Consider the following 20,519-nt stretch of genomic DNA (forward strand, 5'->3'; position numbering starts at 1 on the left):
TTAAGTAAAGCCATGCGGGTATTTTTTGGACTTTACGGCCAAAAAACTAAAGAATACAGGGAGTAGCCGCGGCTAATTTTCGTTCCAGTAGATAAGTACATTGAGGGTGGCGCGGCCGGACGCAATCAGGTCCAGGTCACCGTCGCCGTCCAGATCAGCGGCCTGCAGGTCTTCGCACGCCATCCGGACACTGTCGTTCAGCACCTGTTCAATCCAGCGGCCATCGGGCTGCGGCACAAAGATCCGGACACCGACCTGCTGCGCGGCGTTCGGGTTTCGCCAGCCCACGATAATCTGGTCGCGCTCCATTTTCAGGAAATCGCCGCAAACGAGCGCGTGGCCCTGACTGAGTTTGTCGGTAATCTGCGTCGGCGCCTGAAAGGTGGAATCGTCGTCCATTTCAATCAGCGGCGCGTCGGCATCGTCGTCGTGCAGGGTCGGAATAAATTTGAGCTGGTTGCCGTGCATGGGCATGATGGCGGCAATGCCCTCGTCATAGATTTTGACCTCGCCGACGCCCTCGCCTTTGAAATAGTCGTCGTTGCTCTCGGTGCGGTTCCATTGTTTATTCCGCCACGCATAGACGGCTGTTCCTTCTTTTCCACCGGCGATGATGGCCGGGTGCGGGAGGTAGTCTTTTTCCCAGACCTCAAGATTATGGGTCATGTGCATGGTGGAGTCGATGAGGTGGCGTGGCCACGGTCCGCGCGGGTCTTTCGGGAATTCATAGCCCCAGATGCGCACACCGGCTCCTTCGCCGTTTTTATTGTGGCGACCGTGGAGTGGAACTACAATGAGCTGATGGTTATTTTTCCCGAGCCTGGCCCAGCGCATGCGGTGAGTAGTCACCTCGTGCGGCAGCCGGATGGCCTCCCACTGCTGGGTCGGGTCGGCGGGGCGGTTGAGGTAAAACACGGCCCCCGATTTGGTCGTATCCGACGTCTCGGCCGGATTCCAGCCCGCACCGACGGCCACTTCCACCTTGCCGTCGCCGTCGAGGTCGCGGGCAGCAATGCAGACATTGTCCTGCGGTGTCAGGTTGCGCGCCATGATGTAGCGGGCCCAGTTGCCGTTTTTGTTGCCCGGGTTCTTGTACCAGACAAAGTCCTTCTGATCCGCCAGCAAAATATCAGGCAGCTTATCTCCGTCGACATCGCCAATGGCCAGGCCGTAGCCGATGTCGATCTTGTTATCAACCACCTGAATCCGGAAATTCGGGGTTTTCGATTGGGCCAGTGTCAGGCATGGCCACAGCAGGAGGGCACAGAGATAGGCTTTCATGAGTTGATACATGTAGGGGCGACCCCACGTGGTCGCCCGCTTTACGGATGTTATTCTTATTTTAAATAGGTACGTACAATCGGGCGACCACGTGGGGTCGCCCCTACGGGGTTACGATTGTCAGTACCTCGGGGTCTTTCAGGCGTCGGGCCAGGCCGAGGGTTTTGGGCACTTCGTAGTGGAAATAGAACTTCATTGTGTGCAGTTTGCCTTCGTAGAATGCCAGCTCGTCGCCTTCGGGGTTGTGGGTCAGCAGGGCCTGTTTGGCAACGGTTGCCTGTTTCAGCCATTGCCAGGCCACGCACACCGTACCGAATAATTCCAGAAAAAGCGTAGCATCGGCCAGATACCGCTCGGTGTTACCGGCCATTGCGTGCGGCATTAATACCGCCATAATCTCCTGAATCTGCGTCAGTTCAGCCGCCATTTGACCGGCATATGGCTTCAGATCATCATGCGTGCCGGCTTCGGCGATGGTTTTACCAATCTCGGCAAAGAGCAGTTTGGCCGCCTTGCCACCTTTCAGCGTCATTTTCCGCCCCAGTAAGTCCTGCGCCTGAATACCGGTGGTGCCTTCGTAAATCGGCGTAATCCGGATGTCACGGTACAACTGCTCGACCGGAAAGTCTTCGGTGTAGCCATAGCCGCCGAACGTCTGCATGCTCTGACTCACCGACTGCACCCCCATTTCGGACGGGAACGTTTTGGCTACCGGTGTCAGAATTTCCATCAGCAGGGTGTACGTTTCCTTGTCATCTCCTTCGGCTACCGACGACAGGTCGAACAGGCGGGCCGTTTCGAGCAGAATCGAGAGGGAGCCTTCCGTAACCGCTTTCTGGAACAAGAGCATCCGGCGCACATCGGGATGGTTGATAATCGGCGTTTGCGGGGCATCCAGCAGGTTTTTCTCGTTCAGGCGGCGGCTTTGTGGCCGTTCTTTGGCGTATTGCAGGGCGGCGTGATAGGCAGCCGTTGCAATCGCCGCTGCGGTCATACCCACCCCGATCCGGGCTTCGTTCATCATCTGGAACATATACGACAGGCCGTGGTGCGGTTGCCCGACCAAGTAGCCGGTGCAGTCGTCGCGCTCGCCCATGGTCAGGTGCATGGCCGGTACGCCGTGCTGACCCATTTTGTGGTAAATGCCCGTTGAGGTAACGTCGTTATCGGCAAATTTACCCGATTCAGTCAGCCGGTATTTAGGAACTACGAACAGCGAAATGCCTTTGGTGCCTTTTGGCGCCCCGTCGATCCGGGCCAGCATCAGGTGGATGATGTTGTCGGCGGCATCGTGGTCACCGGCAGAGATAAACACCTTCTGGCCACGGATTCTGTAGACTCCCGCCTCAGCATCGACCGGCGTGGCCGAGGTTGTTACATCCGACAGGGAGCTGCCAGCCTGTGGCTCAGTGAGCGCCATCGTACCTTGCCAGACACCCGAGAGCATGTTTGGTACATATTGCTCCTGCAATTCTGCCGATCCGAACGACGTAATCAGGTGAGCCGCTCCGGAGGTCAGGCCGGTGTACATCATGCCGTTATTGGCCGCCATCAGAATAAACCCGACACTGGAGCTGATCAGCTCAGGCAGTTGCTGCCCCCCGTGCTCAAACGAAAAACCGGCACCGATCAGGCCCGATTCGCCCATGGCTTTCAGATAGGGTTTGATCGCCGGATGCGCCTTCACCTGCCCGTCTTTCAACTCGGGCTGATTCTTGTCAACCCCTTTAAGGTGCGGGTACATCAGGTTTTCGGCAATGTAGGTGGCCGAGTCGAGTGCCATGGTAAAGGTCTCCCGGTCGTGGGCGCTGAAGTAAGGATATTGGGCCAGTTTTTCGGCCTCAAAAACCTCATGCAGCAGGAATTGCAGATTTCGTTTGCTAAAAAAAGTAGCCATGAAGTAAGGTTAGTTAGTCGGGTCGCTTAGTAAAAATACAGGTATTTGCCCGGATTATACCATTGGGTCAGGAATTATAGCTTACTTTATGGCGTTAAAGCAGCGTTAAACAAACTAATTTCTATCATGAGAAAGCTAACCGCTTTTATCCTTGTATTCTTATCAGCCTTTTCATTTGTGATGGCGCAAAACCCATCAAGCCCTAAGATTACGGCCGAGAGCCCCAACAAAAATATTAAAGTTGTTTATGGTCAGCCGTCGAAACGCGGACGGGTAATTTTTGGGGAAGAAAGCTCGAACAGCCTTGAGAAATTTGGTAAAGTATGGCGTACCGGCGCCAATGAAGCCACGGAGATTACCTTCAAAAATGATGTGATGTTTGGCGGTAAGCACGTGAAGGCAGGTACCTACACACTCTTTACGATCCCGAACCCGAAAGAGTGGACCGTTATTCTGAATAAAGAACTGGGTCAGTGGGGTGCTTATGACTACGATAAAATCAAAGGCAGCGATGTGGCACAGGTGAAGGTACCGGTAACGGCCAACAAGGCAGTCGTAGAAAAACTGATGATTACCCCTGCCAACAACAGTGTGGCCATTGCGTGGGATAACGTAAGCATTTCCGTGCCGGTGATGGAGCACGGTAAGTAAGTAGTGTTCTGGAAATAGTTTAATTTTTCCTCCCCCTAACCCCCTCCAGCGGGGGAAATTGAGCCCGATTTCCCCCGCTGGAGGGGGTTAGGGGGAGGAAAGCAATATAAGTTAAAGTATCATAACTGCACCACCTTACCGGTCTTCGCCGATTCACGGGCGGCCGACAAAATCTCCACCACCACTTCATTCACCGGAAGCGACGACAGGTCCTTTTCCGGCTTTATCTCTCCCCGCACAACGGCTGCCAGATACGCAAACACATTGGCCCGCGCGTGTGGCAGTGGCTGCAAATCAAGCCAGGTCTCTTTGCCGAAGCGTTCGCCGGAGACGTACTTCATCTTTTTTTCCCTGTTAGCAACCAGAATACCTTTCGTGCCATACACTTCGGTGTCCTTGCGGTCGAACGGCCAGTTCCACGACGCCTGAATAATAGCCTGGCAGGTCGGATAGGTCAGAACAATGGTCGCTTCGTCGTCTACCTTAGGGTATATCGCCGGTTTCAGTTGCTGGGTGACGGCCATGACTGAAGTCGGGCGCTGCCCGTCCATGAGCCACGTCATGATGTTGGCGCCGTAACAGCCAAAATCGATCAGGGCTCCGCCGCCGTTCTGAACCGGATCGGTAAGCCAGCCGGTGAAATCGCGGCTACACCCGATCTCAACCGGACCACGGTGCCCGTCCATAATCACCACTTTCCGCAGGGTACCGAGGCTTTGTTCCGTTTTAACCATATCCCACACCTTCGCGTGTGATGGATACCAGGTGGTTTCGAAATTGGTCAGCAGGTGAATCCCATGCTTTTTCTGGAGCGCGCGCATCTGGTTCAGGTGATCAACACTGACCGCCAGCGGTTTTTCGACAATTACATGCACCCCTTTCGGCGCACAGGCTTTAACCACGTCGAGGTGCTGGTAAATCGAGTTGAACGCGCACACCGCTTCGGGTTTCGTCTTCCGGATCAGCTCATCAAGGCTGGCAAACCAGAGCGATTCGGGCAGGTTGTGCTGTTTCAGCAGGCGCATGGCCAGTTCTTTATTGGGCTCGGCAAAGCCGGTGATCTCCACATCGTCGGGGTGTTTCATGTAATCGAACACCAGGTTGATGTGGTCGTGGGTCATACCGGCGACACCTACGCGGACCGGTTTGGCGCAGGCAAAACCAATGATGAACAGGCCCCAGAGAAGCGATACGATTGTTTTCATGATTCCGTGTCTTCAGGCTCGTTTTGCTGATAGGCGTCAATAATGGCTTTAGCTTTGTCTACGTCTGTTTTTGACACAATTACCTTGACGGCCCCCATGCCGCCCGGCGACGCCCACCAGGGAGCCAGCGTTCCCAGAAATTCGTCTTTCAGGAACGCGTTGATTTCTTCGTTTTCCAGCAGGCTTTTCACGACTTCGGCCTGCATGATGCTGCCGGCATAAACCTGTACAAACTCAATATTATTCGGTGTTTCCATATACTTTAAAACAGAAGGATAAGCGGTTCTACTTATTTCCGGACTTCGGCTACAACAAACGGCTCCACAGCAGACGCCCGCGTCTCGTGGTCGAGAAAACTGCCCTTTAACTGACTGACATGAAAGTACGAAAAGGACTTTAGTTGTTTTACCGTCCAGCCCTGTTGCTGAAGCGAGTCCAGCCGTTCGGGGCGGGTGAACACAATGACCGGCTGCCTGGAAGCGGCGGTCTGTAACGTATCCGGATTGCGCCAGTAATGCACCGGCTGGTCGAGGTAAAACTCAAACGAATACGAGTTGTCGCGGTACATGCCGACAGGCTGGTTTTTCGGGCCGGTCTGGTTGAGGTAAAAAGCAGCTTCGCCCCCCGCCTGATAAGGCAGCAGGTCGGGCAGGAAAAACAGATTATAAAACCCGAATGTCAGCAGCGATGCACCGACGGTCCGGCCAACCAGGGTCGATAACAGGCTCGTATGCCCCCAGACCGGGCTAATGGCACTGGTCCGGAACACAACGAAGATAAACAGCAGAAACACGCCGATCCAGATGGCCGCACCGGTCAGCTGCGAGGGCCGGAAAACGAACAGCAGCGCCACAGCCACTACAGCCAGCAAGACGGCAATGCCCGTCTGCACCCACAGCCAGCGGCGCAGCACCAGCTCCGAACGCAGGCCCGTCAGGTAATGCGCCGTCAGGACGGCAAAGAACGGAAAGACGATGTTCATGTAGTGCGGGAGCTGGAAGCCCGACAGCGAGAACAGCAGAAACGTCATCAGCCCCGACCCGAACGAAACGTATTCCGGCAGCGGGTTTTGCCGGCGGACCAGGCCCGTAATGACCTTCCCGACGCTGGCGTACAGCAGCAGCGACCACGGCAGAAAGGCCCAGAGCAGGGTATGGACAAAAAACAGTTTATCGCCCTGGCCTTTGATCGGACCGGTGTTAAAAAATCGCCCGAACTGGCTGTCCCAGAAGAAAAAACGGATGCCCGATACACCGGTTTTACCAAAGACGATTTTCTCCGGATGCAGGTCAAACTGTTGATAAAGAGTGTATAACTCCGGTAGTGTAAAGGCAATGGTCAGGACAATGGCCGCATACCACCGCCATTTCAGAAGTTCTTTCCAGTTGCCCGTCAGGAAAAAGTGGATCACCAGCCCGGCACCGATCGGCACAAGCACAAACGGCCCTTTGGTCATCAGCGCGCAACCCGCCCAGAATGAGCCCGCCAGCAGGTCAGTCAGGCTGGTTTTCGTCCGCAGGAACATGCGGTAAAAATGAAAAACGCTGCCGATGATCTGTCCGAGCAGGAAGGGCTCGGCCCGTACGTCGTTGTTCGACATGATCAGGTGCATGGTCGTCAGCAGGATCAGGGTGGCGACCTGCGCGACAAGGCGGCTGTACGCCAGCTGCGCAAACCGGTAGGTATACCAGACACCGATGCCGAAGAACAGAATGCCGGGCAGCTTATAGGCAAACGAGTTGATGCCGAATAGGTTATAGCTTATCGCCGTGATCCAGAACGGGAAATGCGGTTTGTCCAGCCAGTCGTACCCTTCAACGTAGAGGTTGACAAAGTCGCCGGATTGTGCCATGGTTTTGGCAATGGTAGCGTACAGGGCACCGTCGGGTTCGAGGATATACGAGCCCAGACCAAGTGCATTCAGGATGACGCCCAACGCGACAAGGCTGTAAAAAAGCCGGTTGGGTAAAGCGGCAGACGATTCGGTAATCATGGCACAAATGAACAAAAAAAATAGCCCGGTAGAAAACCAGGCTATCGACTGTATCGGTTAAACCATCTGCCTTACGGCTTTGGTTCCGCCGGTTTTGACGCTTTGGCCGGAGCGGCCAGTGAGTTAATCCAGGCGGCAATTTTCAGTGCATCGGCGCGGGGAACCTGTGGCATCGGCGGCATCTCGGTCGCGTAGTCAGGCCAGTTCGCCGGCTTCGGATTGTGAATCAGGTCCACAATCTGCTCGTTGGTGTATCCCCGTTTGGCAACGTCGCGGTAAGCCGGACCCACCTGACGCTTGTCGGCCTGATGGCAGGCCAGACAGGTGTGGCGGGTTAATAAGCCTTTGACTTCTTCGTAGGTCGGGGCTTTGGTTGTGGCTGTGTTTGGGCGACCACTTGGGGTCGCCCCTACGGGGGCTGTTTTGCCTGGTTTAACGGCTGGTTTGTTGGCCGGCCGGACGGGGGCTAATTCGCTGACGGGCAGTTTGGCGCCGTCGGGAATGTTGTTCAGCGTGTAGTAGGCAATCGGGTGAACCAGTGAATGCGAACCTTCAACCGCACGCACACCGTCAACCGTCAGCTGGTGGATGTAGTACTGGCGCAGGTTATCGACTACCAGACGGGCTTTCATGCCGTCTTCCGATACTTTTATCCCTTTAACCGCATGCTTTTCCTTGTTTATCGTCGGGCTGCCATATACCGGATGGTACTTGTAAATAAAGCTTTCGACGTTGTAGGAAGCCGGATCTTCGGCCGATTTGCGGTCAACCGGTTTGGTGAATTCTACTTCAAATCCATCCGGCATGGCCCGTACCGCGCGCATCTCAAACGGTGTTTGCCCGTTCCAGACCAGGCGCTGAAGGCCCTCGTTCGCTTCACCGGCTGAGCCCCAGCCACGGTTGGTTTCGCCGACAAACAGCGAGCCGTCTTTGGCCCATGCCATCCGCAGTACACCCGACTGGAAACCATTCCGGAACTCGATGGCGGCACCCTGGTACTCGCCTTTTACCTTTTCCAGAACTACCCGCGAAATCTTGCTCATGCCCTGATCGCCGACCAGCAACTGCCCGCCAAACGGCCCGAAGTTACCTTCCGGAATGGTCAGGATTTCCGAGTTTGAAATGCCCAGGATACCGTGAGGGAGCCAAACCGCCGGCAATTGCACCTGCGGAATTGATTTTTTTACCTCAAACAGCAGATCCGGCGTTTCGTTGACTACGTTTTCCGGCTTGATATACCGCCCGTTGGCGTCCTTGTTCTGCCGCGGGCTGACTTTTGCATACAGCTGCTCTGTCGTCAGGTTCAGCGGTGAGCCTGGCATGTTGGTCCAGCGCAGACCGCCCGGGTGACCGGTGAAGGCGCCTTTCTTCACATGGATGATCCCGCCCGATCCCTGCCAGTCGCCTTGGTTGTCGGCGTAGAAAAGCTCCCCGTCAACGATACCCAGGCCGCACGGAGACCGCATACCGGTCGCCCACGGCTCCATTTTACCGTCTTCGCTGATTTTCATGGTCCAGCCGCGCCACGGGACACGACTTTCGCCCCGCCACCATTCTTCGTCGCCGAAAGCCACGTTGCCGGTCACGAAAAACGTACCGTCCGGCGCGATTTTAGGCCCGAAGCTGTATTCGTGGTAGTGCCCTGAAATCGGCCAGGCATATACCGTTTCAAACACATCGGCTTTGCCATCCTTATTGGAATCAACGAGTTTGGTGAGCTCGCCGCGCTGGGCGCAGTAAAGCGCTCCGTCTTTGTAGACGAGGCCCAGAATCTCGTGCAGACCACTGGCAAACTTGCGGAAATAGGGCTTGCGGCTCGTCGGATTTTCGACAATCCAGATGTCGCCCCGGCGGGTGGCTATGCCCAGATCGCCGTTGGGCAGTACCGTCAGACCGCCTACTTCGAGCAGGGTGCCTTCAGGAGCCGTTACTTTCAGAATTTTAAAGAAGTCTTCCTCTTTCGGAGATTCCTGCGCAACAGCCGGAAGGACAAGCGCCGACGCCAGGCAAGCGGATAACAGGAATTTATGTAGTTTTTTCATGGACGTTTAGAACAAGAGTGAGTAACTAACCTTACCGTTGGCCACAGGCGCAATCAGCTCCTGCCGGCCGTTGACGGTCCGGATAACCGGCGATGTGCCGTTGTCGGGACGGATATACCACAGTCCGTCGATCAGGTACAGCCCGTTGTCGAGCTGTTTGATCACACCGGCTTCCGCAAGGCGGGCGGTCAGGCCGCTGCCTCCGTTTTCGATGGTCACGACGCGCTGAACACCCTGACCGTTTTCCAGCGGGCGGACAGCGTCGCTCACCAGTGAGCCGTTGGTGTAATACCGGAAGGTCGGCTTATCGTTTGCGTCGAGCACATAGCCTTTCGGACGGAAGCTGCTGCCGGTGGTGTCTTTCGGCCATTCGGCCTGATTATTGGCCAGTTTGCTCAGGAATAACGCCGGTCTGCCCATCTGCTGGACCATACCCATCGGCCGTGATGAGCCGTCGCCGCGGTCGTGCCACATCGGCGTAGAATCCAGAAACTGACCCCGCCAGACCTGTACGAGCGCACCGTTGTCGAGATCATAGGTATAGTACACCTGCTCCGGACCGCTGACCGAAACGGCATGTACGACACGGTACGGCCCGCCTTTCGGCCCCTGAATGCCCGGCAGATCCATGAAACTGCGCAGAATCGGGGTTTGGTTGGCATCGACCAGAATCGGATCGGTTTCCGGCTCTTCGCCGATGGCGCTGCTCATCACAAACTGACGGAAGCCCGGCCCCGATACCGCCAGCCGCATCGATGGCGGCAGCCAGTCAACGGTTTTGGTGTAGGTCAGCTCAAACGGCAGTTTACCGGCAGGCAGGGTCGCCGTGCCTTTGCCTTCCCACTGGAATGGCTTTACGACCGTCTGGTTATTGATCTTCAGGTTACCGCCACCGCTGTGCAGGGCCAGGTCGAAGGCGTATTCGCCCGGTTCGCTAACGGTCAGTATACCTTTATACTGCACCACAAAGTCGTTGCCGAGGTGGCTGACCGACGGGGTGAGCTCAGGTGCCGTGCCTTTTTCGTCAAAGGCCAGCTTACTGAGTACCGGTTCCTGGTCAAACTTGTCGAACCGGCCTTTGTAAACCGAAAACGAAATATCCGACACGGCCGGGCGCACTTTGTCGTACGACGTGTACTGAATATTCCGGAACGCTACCGAACCGTGATCGCCCTGGAGCATCAGCGGGCCAACGGCTTTTTCGTCGGTGAAGGCTGCGGCGCGTGTCGGGCCGTAGAGTTCAACGTTTTCGTGCAGCAGTACGCCGTTCAGTTCCACGCGCAGCATGCGGGCATTGGCAATTTTCTTACCGTTGCCATCAAAGCGGGGCGCCTGAAACGAAATTTTCAGGTGTTGCCAGAGGCCCGGTGCCCGACCCGCATTCTGGTGGGCCGGATAGCCTTCAAAGCCCTTGGTGCCTTTCGGCCGCGATTCGTCCCAGCGTTCGTAGATGGAGCCGTTGTCCGTAACCGTCGGATTTTTAACGCCCCAGCTGTCGTAAAGCTGTACTTCGTAACGTCCCTGGAGGTAAACGCCCGAGTTCGACCCTTTGGCAATCATGTAATCCAGTTCGATGTCCAGATCACCATGCTCCATTTTAGTCAGGAGGTTATACTGGTCGCCGTAGGTCGGCTTCGGCATCTGATTGGCCAGTACAGTAGTGCCGGGCTGTGCGATCAGGGCGCTTTCCTGGTAGGGGTTGGCAATCACATCGCCCACAACCGACCAGTTTGCCTGGGCGGGACGGAAGGCGCTGAGATCGTTGAGTGGTAAACGTGTTGGCTTCGGTCCGGTCGGCTGGGCGCTTGCCAGGCCTAAACCCAGCAACCAGCAACTGACGCTTGCAAAACGTAGCAACATTGTTATAGGTAGTAATGAGTAAGAAAAGAAAAAAACAGGGTTGAAATTATCGCTTTTCGGCGAAAGAGCGGCTACATACCGATTAGAATTTGGTTACGATTCGCTTATTTTGGAGCAAAATCCAGTCAAGAGCGTAATGAAAAAAGTAACGACAACCCTTTTCCTGAGCCTGTGTGCCATGAGTTTAGCAATGGCGCAAACGCAGCCGGCCAAACAAACCCCTGAATCAAGCGAAATCTGGGAACCGGTACCACCGGTAATCACCCCGGGGACCACCGGCCCGAATGCTTCCGGTATTTCGGCACCATCGGATGCAATTGTCCTGTTCGACGGTAAAAACTCAGACGCATGGGTAGCTGCCAGAGGGTATTCGCCGGACAGCCCGAGCATCGGCCGTCTGGAGTGGCCGATCACGGATGGTATCCTGTATTCGACCAAAGGCTCATCGGCCCGCACTAAGCAGGAGTTCGGTGATTTTCAGTTGCATATCGAATTTAAAACACCGGAGAAAGTAGAAGGCAACGGACAGGGCCGTGGTAACAGCGGTATCTTCCTGCAAGGCCGCTACGAGCTGCAGGTACTGGACAATTACAACAACGCAACCTACGTAAACGGTATGGTTGGCTCGATCTACAAACAGGCGATTCCGCTGGTAAACCCAAGCCGTAAACCAGGCGAGTGGCAGACGTACGATATCATCTACAACCAGCCTAAATTCAACAAGGCCGGCATGATGATGGAGCCTGCGTTTGTAACGGTACTGCTGAACGGTATTCTGGTGCAGAACCACGTAGCCATCCGTGGTACAACCGAGTATATCGGCTACCCGAAAGTGAAAGCACACGACAAAGGCCCGTTGATCCTCCAGGATCACGGTAACCCGGTTGGTTTCCGCAATATCTGGATCCGCGAACTGTAGTCAGATCCCGTAATGGATAATGGACAATGAATAATGGATGATGCATCTCGAAGAGAGCTTCTTGTAACCGTTATCCATTGTCCATTATTCATTTTTCAGTATACATCATCGGCAAACTATGCGTTACCTACTGATTTTATTAACGGGCATCTGCCTGACGGCCATGACGGATAAACCGGCCTATCAGCTTTACGACAAAAAGCTTAAAACCCTTTCGTATGCCAAACTGATACGGCAGGCCGCGGAGGCCGACGTAGTGTTGTTTGGCGAACTGCACAACAACCCGATCTGTCACTGGCTGCAGCTACAGGTAACGCAGGACATCTACAAAGCCAAAAACGGGAAACTGGTCCTGGCAGCCGAAATGTTTGAAACCGATAACCAGCAGGCACTGACGGACTACGTACAGGGAAAAATTACCGATAAAGAGCTGGCCGAAAAAGCCCGCCTCTGGAAAAACTACCAGACCGACTACCGGCCGCTGGTCGATTTTGCCAAAAAGAATAACCTGGTTTTTGTGGCGGCCAATGTGCCGCGTAAATATGCCAGCCTCGTCGCTAAACAAGGCCTTCCGGCCCTGGACGCGCTGCCGGCCGACGAGAAAAAACTAATAGCGCCGCTGCCGCTTGAGGTGGACCTGAACCTGCCGGGCTACAAGGCTATGCTCGACATGATGGGCACCCACGGCGACAGCAAATCAGCAACGCCGGTTGATCCGGCTCAGCACCCTGCCGCCAATTTTGCCCGTGCCCAGGCCGTTAAGGATGCCGCCATGGCTTACTTTTCCCTACAGCAGCTGACACCCGGCTCCGGCAACACCCTGCTGCACTTCAACGGCGATTACCACTCTAAGAATTTCGAAGGCATTGCCTGGTATATGCGTAAGCAACGGCCTGACCTTAAGATCTTTACCATTTCATCGGTTGAGCTCGAAGACATGAGCAAGCTGACGGATGAATGCCGCAACCGCGCTGATGCCGTGGTGACGATTCCGGCCGATATGACGAAGACGTATTAGTATGGCAGCCCCCGCTACCCTCAGTAACGGGCAGTTGCTGGTTATTGTCGTGGCGCAGTTTGCCGGCACCTCGCTTTGGTTTGCCGGCAATGCCGTGTTGCCCGACCTCCAGCCGTTGTTGCATTCGCCCGGCCTGAACGGCTGGATTACGTCGGCCGTCCAGCTTGGATTTATTGCCGGTACGCTGACCTTTGCCTTACGGTCCATCGCCGACCGCTTTCCGACAACCCGCGTATTTTTCAGTTCCGTGCTGATTGCGGCGCTGTTCAACAGCCTCCCGCTGCTGTTGCCGCTGCATGCCGGTGTGGTGCTGCTGAGCCGCTTCGGAACGGGCTTTTTTCTGGCTGGGGTGTATCCCGTCGGTATGAAAATCGCCGCCGACTGGTTCAGGCCGGTGCTGGGGCGGGCAATGGGCTTTCTGGTCGGAGCTCTGGTACTGGGCACGGCCTTCCCGCACCTGATTCGTGGGCTGGGAACAGCCTTGCCGTATCAGCAGGTGTTACTGTCGGTCAGTCTGCTGGCCGTTGCCGGGGGCGTGCTGCTGCTGGTATTTATCCCGTCAAAACCGGTATCCGGTGCCGCCACGCGGTTCAGTATGCAGGCATTTGGGGTACTGATGAAGCCGGGCGGTCTGCGTTCGGCGGTCTTCGGGTATTTCGGACACATGTGGGAGTTGTACGCACTCTGGGCCTTTCTGCCGGTCTTGCTGACGCTGTACACGACGGCAAACCCTGAGGTCGCTATCAACCGGCCGGTCTGGGCCTTTACCGGTATTGCGGCCGGTTTTGTCGGGTGTGCGGCAGGCGGCTTGCTGGCCTTACGGATTGGCAGTCAGCGGGTGGCGGTCGGTAACCTGATCGTATCGGGCTGCTGTCTGCTACTGGTGCCGGTTACGTTGTCGATGCCACCGGCCGTGTTGCTGCTGTTTCTGGTTGTGTATGGCATGTCACTTGCCGGCGATTCGCCGCAGCTGACCACGCTGGTATCGGTGTATGTCCCGAACGATATTCGCGGGAGTGTGCTGACGCTGGTCACCTGCCTTGGCTTCTCAATTACCATCGTGTCGATTCAGGGCCTGGCGTGGCTCTTAGACCAGACACATCAATCGGTCTGGGCCTTTTATCTACTCCTGCCCGGACCGGTGCTGGGGGTGTGGGGGCTGGTAGCAGCGCCGAAACAACACTAAGCTATTCCGTTACTTCCCACGACAAAATACTCCGGTTCAGATCACGGAAGCCCAGCGATTCGTAGAGTTGTTTGGCCCGGGGGTTGTAAGACTCGGTCTGGAGGTGGAGGGCTTGCAGCCCCGACTGCCGGGCTTTCTGCTGAATTTCTGTCAGGACGGCACGGCCGAGCCCGAGGCTGCGGTAGGCTTCGCGGATAAAAAACTCATCGACAAGGGCGTAGTGGCCGCCGAACTCAAAACTATAGCCGTTGGTAAGTGCCAGATAACCCGCAAGCGTCGTTTCGTGGTAGACCATCCAGATAGCACCCAGGGCAGGGGTGGCCAGAAATTCGGTCAGCATGCGCCGGTGCCGTTCCTGTTCGTAGGGATAGCCGAACAGGTCATAAAACTCCTTGATAATGATTTGTACGGGCTCCAGATCGGCGGGGCCGGCCTGTCGGATAGTCGGGGACATGTTACTGCATCGAGGTTTGTAAAGCATTAACTGAACTAAAAGTAATACCAATCCCGATTGCTCTACAAAGGATAGTCGATAAAAAATAGCCGCCTGTCGATTTATTACTATGATTAAGAGGATGGTAAACACAAACCTTAAGGCTTGTACCACTTTTATTGTATTTTTGACGGATTTACCCAAAAAGTGTTCATCAATGAAATACACAGCCTGGTCGCTTTTGTTTTTGCTTCCTGCTATAGCGTATAGTCAACAACAGCCTACCCCCGTTCAGCGTGCCCTTCACCGAACCGAAACGGTAGCTTCTGTTCCCCAGTTGGGAGAACAACTGAACCTGAAAGATGCCATTGCGATGGCGCTGGAAAAGGATTATCAGATCAAAGTTGCCAAAACCCAGGAACAGATTGCGCGCAATAACCGGATTCCGGGCAACGCCGGTCTCTTGCCCACGCTGACCGGTAACGTCAACAGTAACGGATCGCTGCAAAACCTGAATCAGGGCTTTCTGGATAATATCCGGCCACGGCAAACCGCAAACGGCGTTTTTAACCGTACCGGTGTGTTCGGCATAACCGGCACGTATACGCTCTTCAATGGGTTTTCGAACTTTATCACCTACGAACAATTGGGTGATCTGGTAAAAATCAGTGAGGTAACTACGCGGTTAAACATCGAAACAACCATTGCCGGCGTAGCCACGGCGTATTACGATGTGGTCCGGCAGCTTCAGCAGATTCTGGCGCTTCGTCAGGCGCTGAATATTTCGCGGGAACGGCTGGAACTGGCTAAAGCCAACTATGAAGTAGGAACGCGGTCGAAAGTGGATTTTCTGAGTGCGCAGGTCGATTATAACGCCGATAGCTCGGCCCTGGTGTCGCAGGAGCAGACACTCCGGAATGCAAAAATTCTGCTCAACAGCCTGATCGTGCGGGACCCGTCCACCGAGTTTGCCGTACGGGACACCATTCTGGTGAAAACTGATCTGGCGGCCGATCAACTCCGGCAGTCGCTCTTCGAAAACAACCCGCTGCTGGTAAATGCCAAACTTAACCGCCGTGTTGCCGACCGGAATACGCAGATTGCCCGGGCGTCGCGGCTGCCGACGGTTAACTTACAAACGGCTTATAACTACACAAGGATTGATAACCAGGGCGGTTTCGGTATCGGAAATGCCCGCAACACCGGTCTGACCTATAACATCCAGGCGGCCATCCCGATTTTTAACGGTGGCAACATCAAACGGGTAATTGCGAATGCCAAAGCCAGTGAGCTGATTGCCGAATATCAGGAGGCTGACCAGAAAGTGTTGCTGCAACAGGCGTTCGATCAGACGTATACCCAATACCGCAACAGCCTGACCCTGCTGAACCTGGAGGTTCAGAACTACCAGATTGCAATCCAGAACATCGATATTGCCTATGAACGTTACCGCGTCGGTAACTCAACCGCCGTTGAATTCCGTGATGTGCAGCGGAATGCCGTGGCCGCGCAGGCGCGTTTGATCAACGCCGAATTTACGGCCAAAGCCGCTGAAATCGAACTCCTCCGCCTGAGCAGCACCATTGCGCAGGGACTGTAATAATTGTGTGATTGAGCGATTTGTGATTGAGCGAGTCACTCAATCACAAATCGCTCAATCACTCTTGGTTATCTCTCAAATCCCTTCGCGATAAAGGCCAGCGCCAGGGGGAGGCCGGTGCGCCAGTAGCTCCACGTATGGGCACCGTCGCGGGCGCGGTATTCGTGCGGGATTTTCCGCTGGAGCAAGGCGAGGTGCAGTTCGGCGTTGCCTTGTGAAAGCGCATCATCATCGCCGCAGTCGAGATACCACTGTACTTGTTTTAAATCCCCTTCCGGGGCCGATTTCGATAGCGTCAGCGGGCTGTTCCGCTTCCAGTGTACCGTAACCCGGTCTTCGCCTTTCAGGTCCGGCCCCAGCAGTACGCTATACCGGCGGTTATAACCTTCATCATCCATCGCTTTCAGGGTTTCGTCGCTCCGGACCGCCGCGCTCATGGCCGCTGAGGCACTGAACAGGTCAGGATGATGCATGGCCAGCAACAGGGAACCGTGACCGCCCATCGACAACCCCGAAACTGCCCGGAACTCACGGCTGGCGCGGGTCCGGTACGTCTTGTCGATATGGGGAATCAGCTCCTGCACAAACATGTCTTCGTACCGGTATTTATTCTGGTAATCATTCATGTACCACGTTTTAGCGGCGTCGGGCATCACAATGATCATCGGCGGCAGATGCCCCGTCCGGATGTGCTCGTCCATCATCCGGTCTACCTCGCCGAACTGAATCCAGCTGGTTTCGTCGTCGCCGAGGCCGTGGAGCAGGTATACCACCGGATAGCGCCGGTTTGAGGTGTAATAATCAGGCGGTAAATAGACCGAATACCTGACCTGCGCATTGAGCAGCGAACTACCCATTAACATGCTTTCGAGCAGGCGTGTCTGAGGAGCGGTAACGACCGGAATCGGGCCGCTGGCAGGCTCCGGCAGCGAATTCCGCCGCCGTGACTGACCGCTGGTAACCGCAACGGTCAAAATAAGTAAGGATACGGTCAGAAAAATATGTTTCATACTGAATGTAGACTATTGCCGGCTATGTGGTTAATTTTAGGTTGTTTTATTGTTAATTCATAAACCATGAACGGTTTATTAGCGGGTATAACTGCTTGTTTTAACGAAATTTGCCTTTAAACGCATATATAATAAAACTTACGTATAGCTATTTCCGTACGTGTTCAGGCTACTGTAACTTATCACATGAGAAAAAGACATATACTCGCTCTCTGTCCCTTATTACTGTCGGCGTATAGTTTTGCCCAGGTGCCGGACTGGGAAAATCCGCAGGTTATCAGCCGGAATGTAGAGAAACCACATGCCAGCTTTGTGCCTTACCAAACCGATGCGCAGGCTTTTGACGGTAAAAATTCGCCTTTTGTTAAAAGCCTGAATGGCACCTGGAAGTTTCGCTGGCTTAAAAATCCGGCGGCTGTCCCGCAGAATTTCTATGATCCTGCCACGCCGGACCAGAACTGGGATAACCTTCCCGTACCGTCGAACTGGCAGGTAGTCGGTGCGCGGGAAGGCCGTCCGTACGACCGCCCGATCTTCACCAATATCAAACATCCGTTTCCGGCCACGCCGCCCCGTATTCAGGCGGATACCAACAGCGTGGGCTTGTACCGGACACGCTTTACGACCCCGGCCAACTGGCAGGATCAGGAAGTATACCTGCATTTTGCCGGTGTGCAGTCGGCCTGTTATGTATACCTGAATGGCCAGCAAATCGGCTATCACGAGGATGGAATGACGCCGGCCGAGTTCCGGATTACCGACCAGATACGGCCGGGCGGCGGCGAAAACGTGCTGGCTGTTGAAGTCATTAACTGGTCAGACGGCAGTTACCTCGAAGATCAGGATTTCTGGCGGCTGTCGGGCATTTACCGGGATGTGTTTCTGGTGGCTAAACCCCGCCTGCACATCCGCGATGTGCAGATCGTCACGGATCTCGATGAGCAGTATAAAGATGCTACCCTTAAAGTTTCGGCCTACCTGCGCAACCTGACCGGCCGTGCAGACCTGACTAACCAGTTCCGGATTACCCTCTACGATCCGGCCCGCAAACCGGTATTCAGTGAAAAGCTGCTGGCTGCCGATGCCGTGGGTACCGAGATGGATAAAATGTTCCGGATTACGAAGCCGGTTACGGCTCCGGCCCTCTGGACGGCTGAAACCCCGAATCTGTATACCTTAAGCCTGCAACTGTTGAATGCCGACGGGCAGACGATTGAGACCGTAACGCAGCGTGTTGGTTTCCGCGAAGTGACCATGGCCCGCGGGCAACTGCTGGTTAACGGTAAGCCCGTAACCTTCAAAGGCGTAAACCGCCACGAATTTGATCCGTTGACCGGCCGCGTCATCAGCCGCGAAAGCATGATCCGCGACATTATGCTGATGAAGCAGCACAACATCAACGCCGTCCGGACATCGCATTACCCGAACGTGACGGAATGGTATGACCTCTGCGACGAATACGGACTTTATGTAATTGACGAAGCCAATATCGAAAGCCACGACTTGTGGGGTAAAGGGGTAATTCTGGCCAATATGCCGGAGTGGCGGGATGCGTTTATCGCACGCGGCCGGGCGATGGTTGAACGGGACAAAAATCACCCCTCAATCGTGATCTGGTCACTGGGGAACGAGTCGGGTATGGGCCAGAATTTTCTGGATATGGCCGAGCTGATCCGCGTAGTTGACCCGTCGCGCCCGATTCACTACGAAGGCCGCGCGCCCTATACACCAACTTCACTGTCGAATTTTGACATTATTTCGACCATGTACCCGTCGGTCAATGACATGCTGACGCTGATGGAGAAAGACCCGAACCGGCCGGTGATCGTCTGCGAATATGCACACGGCATGGGTAACAGTATTGGTAACCTGAAAGATTACTGGGTCGCTATTGATAAGTATCCGCGTCTTCAGGGTGGTTTTATCTGGGATTGGGTGGATCAGGGGCTGCGGCTGAAAAACAAGGCAGGGCAGGAGTATACTGCCCATATCAATTACATCGACGGAGCGAATGCAGGGGATGGTCTGGTGAACCCCGACCGTATACCACAGCCGGAAATCAACGAGGTAAAATACATCTACCAGTATATTAAAATCGGGACGCAGGGAGCGGTTTCGGCCGAGCAGCAGACCGATATTTCGGCACGGATTACGCTCAAAAATTCCTACGACTTTCTGGGCCTCGATCAGTTTAAACTGGAATGGACACTGATCCGCAACGGAGAGGCCGTACAGAAAGGCACGGTTGACAACCTGAATGCCCAGCCGGGACAAACCCAGCTGGTTGCCCTGCCACTGCGTTTACCGGCGGGTATGGACAACGGTAGTGAATATTTCCTGAATGTAGCGGTTGTTACCAAACAGGCGGCACCGTGGGCACCGGCAGGCCATACCGTAGCGTCTGAGCAGATTCCGATCCGGACCCGGTTGTCGGGCATGGTGCCGATGGGCATCAGCAGCCTGCCGGCGGTTAAAACCACGGTTTCGCCGGATAAGGTTGTTATCCGTACGAAAGACCTTGTTACGATTTTCGATAAAAAGGCGGGTGGTTTGTCTGAGCTGTTTTATTTCGGGAAAAAGGTCATTGAGCATGGTCTGCAACCGAGCTTCTGGCGGGTACCGACCGATAACGACGAAGGAGGCGGAACAGCTTCGTTTGCGGCCCGCTGGCGGAAGGCTGGTTTAGATACTGCGTTGGCCACCCCTGTCGATATGCAGGTGTTGGTTAATCAACGCCAAATGGTGACGATCCGCAGTACGAACGAAGTGCGGCTGACGGAAGGCAAGCTGATTCAGCAGACCGATTATACGGTGTTCGGCACCGGCGATATTCAGGTCTCGACAACGGTAACGGCCGAAGGTACTGTGCCGCCGCTGGCCCGGGTGGGTACGCAGCTGGAACTGGCCCCGTCGTTTACCAACCTGAAGTGGTATGGCCGCGGACCGTTCGAAAGCTACCGGGACCGCAAGGAGTCGGCGCGGGTCGGCCTGTACAGCGGCAAAGTAGCCGACCAGTATTTCCCGTATATCATGGCGCAGGAAAACGGGAATAAAACCGATGTGCGCTGGGCGCAGATTACGGAAGACGCAGGGCTGGGCGTACTCATTATCAGCAGTCCGGCCAGTATGTCGTCGGCCGACCGGAATCTGCTGAACATCAACGTCCGGGACTACACCGATGAGGCCTTGCTGGCAGCCAAAAATCCGGCGCAGCAGACACCGGAGCGCGGCAACATTACCCTGGTCAACATTGATATGCAGCAGATGGGGCTGGGCGGAGATGACAGCTGGTCGCCACGGACGCATCCGGAATATCAGCTACCGGCCAATAAAACCTATACGTACTCATTCCGGATCCGGCCGATTGATGCCCGTACCAGCGTGACCGACGTGGTGGCGATGCCGTTGCCGCTTTCACGCTGAT

15 protein-coding genes are annotated in these 20,519 nt (G+C 55.1%); 6 read left to right on the forward strand and 9 right to left on the reverse strand.

Features of this window, described 5'->3' with window-relative positions:
- Positions 1-72: 72 nt before the first annotated feature.
- Both AC23NW_RS02635 and AC23NW_RS02640 read right to left on the reverse strand, forming a co-directional pair.
- Entirely contained in the window at positions 73-1,281 is a 1,209-nt protein-coding gene (locus AC23NW_RS02635; RefSeq protein WP_487447525.1) for an FG-GAP repeat domain-containing protein, read from the reverse strand.
- A 103-nt stretch (positions 1,282-1,384) separates the two neighbouring features.
- Positions 1,385-3,178 (reverse strand): acyl-CoA dehydrogenase, encoded by a 1,794-nt coding sequence (locus tag AC23NW_RS02640; protein ID WP_487447527.1) that lies wholly within the window; start codon positions 3,176-3,178, stop codon positions 1,385-1,387.
- Positions 3,179-3,304: 126 nt separating this feature from the next.
- Here AC23NW_RS02640 and AC23NW_RS02645 point away from each other — a divergent pair, with 126 nt between their 5' ends.
- Positions 3,305-3,829 (forward strand): DUF2911 domain-containing protein, encoded by a 525-nt coding sequence (locus AC23NW_RS02645; protein ID WP_487447528.1) that lies wholly within the window; start codon positions 3,305-3,307, stop codon positions 3,827-3,829.
- A 119-nt stretch (positions 3,830-3,948) separates the two neighbouring features.
- On the opposite strand, the gene AC23NW_RS02650 is transcribed toward AC23NW_RS02645, so the two are convergent.
- From AC23NW_RS02650 to AC23NW_RS02670, 5 genes are all read right to left on the reverse strand, one after another.
- Positions 3,949-5,034 carry a Gfo/Idh/MocA family protein gene (locus AC23NW_RS02650; protein ID WP_293839467.1) on the reverse strand — a complete coding sequence of 362 codons (1,086 nt, stop codon included), beginning with the start codon at positions 5,032-5,034 and terminating at the stop codon, positions 3,949-3,951.
- On the reverse strand, positions 5,031-5,291 hold the full coding sequence (locus AC23NW_RS02655) for a putative signal transducing protein (RefSeq protein ID WP_293839470.1): 261 nt from the start codon (positions 5,289-5,291) through the stop codon (positions 5,031-5,033). The genes AC23NW_RS02650 and AC23NW_RS02655 overlap by 4 nt, the downstream gene beginning before the upstream one ends.
- Positions 5,292-5,323: 32 nt before the next feature.
- Positions 5,324-7,027 carry an ArnT family glycosyltransferase gene (locus tag AC23NW_RS02660; protein ID WP_487447530.1) on the reverse strand — a complete coding sequence of 568 codons (1,704 nt, stop codon included), beginning with the start codon at positions 7,025-7,027 and terminating at the stop codon, positions 5,324-5,326.
- A 71-nt stretch (positions 7,028-7,098) separates the two neighbouring features.
- Positions 7,099-9,069: a c-type cytochrome gene (locus tag AC23NW_RS02665; RefSeq protein WP_487447532.1), complete on the reverse strand. Its 1,971-nt coding sequence runs from the start codon at positions 9,067-9,069 to the stop codon at positions 7,099-7,101.
- 6 nt (positions 9,070-9,075) lie between these two features.
- Positions 9,076-10,929, reverse strand: a complete 1,854-nt coding sequence (locus tag AC23NW_RS02670) for a 3-keto-disaccharide hydrolase (RefSeq protein WP_487447533.1) — start codon at positions 10,927-10,929, stop codon at positions 9,076-9,078.
- A gap of 136 nt (positions 10,930-11,065) precedes the next feature.
- Here AC23NW_RS02670 and AC23NW_RS02675 point away from each other — a divergent pair, with 136 nt between their 5' ends.
- From AC23NW_RS02675 to AC23NW_RS02685, 3 genes are all read left to right on the forward strand, one after another.
- Complete coding sequence (locus AC23NW_RS02675; RefSeq protein ID WP_293839482.1) at positions 11,066-11,848, forward strand: 3-keto-disaccharide hydrolase; 783 nt, start codon at positions 11,066-11,068, stop codon at positions 11,846-11,848.
- Between the two features lie 118 nt (positions 11,849-11,966).
- Positions 11,967-12,866: a ChaN family lipoprotein gene (locus AC23NW_RS02680; protein ID WP_487447535.1), complete on the forward strand. Its 900-nt coding sequence runs from the start codon at positions 11,967-11,969 to the stop codon at positions 12,864-12,866.
- 1 nt (position 12,867) lies between these two features.
- Positions 12,868-14,052 carry an MFS transporter gene (locus AC23NW_RS02685; RefSeq protein WP_487447537.1) on the forward strand — a complete coding sequence of 395 codons (1,185 nt, stop codon included), beginning with the start codon at positions 12,868-12,870 and terminating at the stop codon, positions 14,050-14,052.
- Between the two features lies 1 nt (position 14,053).
- Here AC23NW_RS02685 and AC23NW_RS02690 read toward each other — a convergent pair whose 3' ends face one another.
- Positions 14,054-14,506 carry an N-acetyltransferase family protein gene (locus AC23NW_RS02690; protein WP_487447539.1) on the reverse strand — a complete coding sequence of 151 codons (453 nt, stop codon included), beginning with the start codon at positions 14,504-14,506 and terminating at the stop codon, positions 14,054-14,056.
- Positions 14,507-14,702: 196 nt separating this feature from the next.
- Here AC23NW_RS02690 and AC23NW_RS02695 point away from each other — a divergent pair, with 196 nt between their 5' ends.
- Positions 14,703-16,085: a TolC family protein gene (locus AC23NW_RS02695; protein WP_487447540.1), complete on the forward strand. Its 1,383-nt coding sequence runs from the start codon at positions 14,703-14,705 to the stop codon at positions 16,083-16,085.
- Positions 16,086-16,153: 68 nt separating this feature from the next.
- On the opposite strand, the gene AC23NW_RS02700 is transcribed toward AC23NW_RS02695, so the two are convergent.
- Positions 16,154-17,095, reverse strand: a complete 942-nt coding sequence (locus AC23NW_RS02700) for an alpha/beta hydrolase (protein ID WP_487447541.1) — start codon at positions 17,093-17,095, stop codon at positions 16,154-16,156.
- Positions 17,096-17,281: 186 nt separating this feature from the next.
- On the opposite strand from AC23NW_RS02700, the gene lacZ reads away from it, so the two are divergent.
- Positions 17,282-20,518 carry a beta-galactosidase, LacZ type gene (gene lacZ, locus AC23NW_RS02705; RefSeq protein ID WP_487447543.1) on the forward strand — a complete coding sequence of 1,079 codons (3,237 nt, stop codon included), beginning with the start codon at positions 17,282-17,284 and terminating at the stop codon, positions 20,516-20,518.
- The last annotated feature ends 1 nt before the right edge of the window (position 20,519 follow it).

The sequence above is a fragment of the Arsenicibacter sp. R0_47 genome, assembly GCF_057652235.1.

Bases quoted from the DNA above. Each gene is read 5' to 3' on its own strand.
- AC23NW_RS02635 (WP_487447525.1), bottom strand. From the start codon at position 1,281: ATGAAAGCCTATCTCTGTGCCCTCCTGCTGTGGCCATGCCTGACACTG.
- AC23NW_RS02640 (WP_487447527.1), bottom strand. From the start codon at position 3,178: ATGGCTACTTTTTTTAGCAAACGAAATCTGCAATTCCTGCTGCATGAG.
- AC23NW_RS02645 (WP_487447528.1), top strand. From the start codon at position 3,305: ATGAGAAAGCTAACCGCTTTTATCCTTGTATTCTTATCAGCCTTTTCA.
- AC23NW_RS02650 (WP_293839467.1), bottom strand. From the start codon at position 5,034: ATGAAAACAATCGTATCGCTTCTCTGGGGCCTGTTCATCATTGGTTTT.
- AC23NW_RS02655 (WP_293839470.1), bottom strand. From the start codon at position 5,291: ATGGAAACACCGAATAATATTGAGTTTGTACAGGTTTATGCCGGCAGC.
- AC23NW_RS02660 (WP_487447530.1), bottom strand. From the start codon at position 7,027: ATGATTACCGAATCGTCTGCCGCTTTACCCAACCGGCTTTTTTACAGC.
- AC23NW_RS02665 (WP_487447532.1), bottom strand. From the start codon at position 9,069: ATGAAAAAACTACATAAATTCCTGTTATCCGCTTGCCTGGCGTCGGCG.
- AC23NW_RS02670 (WP_487447533.1), bottom strand. From the start codon at position 10,929: ATGTTGCTACGTTTTGCAAGCGTCAGTTGCTGGTTGCTGGGTTTAGGC.
- AC23NW_RS02675 (WP_293839482.1), top strand. From the start codon at position 11,066: ATGAAAAAAGTAACGACAACCCTTTTCCTGAGCCTGTGTGCCATGAGT.
- AC23NW_RS02680 (WP_487447535.1), top strand. From the start codon at position 11,967: ATGCGTTACCTACTGATTTTATTAACGGGCATCTGCCTGACGGCCATG.
- AC23NW_RS02685 (WP_487447537.1), top strand. From the start codon at position 12,868: ATGGCAGCCCCCGCTACCCTCAGTAACGGGCAGTTGCTGGTTATTGTC.
- AC23NW_RS02690 (WP_487447539.1), bottom strand. From the start codon at position 14,506: ATGTCCCCGACTATCCGACAGGCCGGCCCCGCCGATCTGGAGCCCGTA.
- AC23NW_RS02695 (WP_487447540.1), top strand. From the start codon at position 14,703: ATGAAATACACAGCCTGGTCGCTTTTGTTTTTGCTTCCTGCTATAGCG.
- AC23NW_RS02700 (WP_487447541.1), bottom strand. From the start codon at position 17,095: ATGAAACATATTTTTCTGACCGTATCCTTACTTATTTTGACCGTTGCG.
- lacZ (WP_487447543.1), top strand. From the start codon at position 17,282: ATGAGAAAAAGACATATACTCGCTCTCTGTCCCTTATTACTGTCGGCG.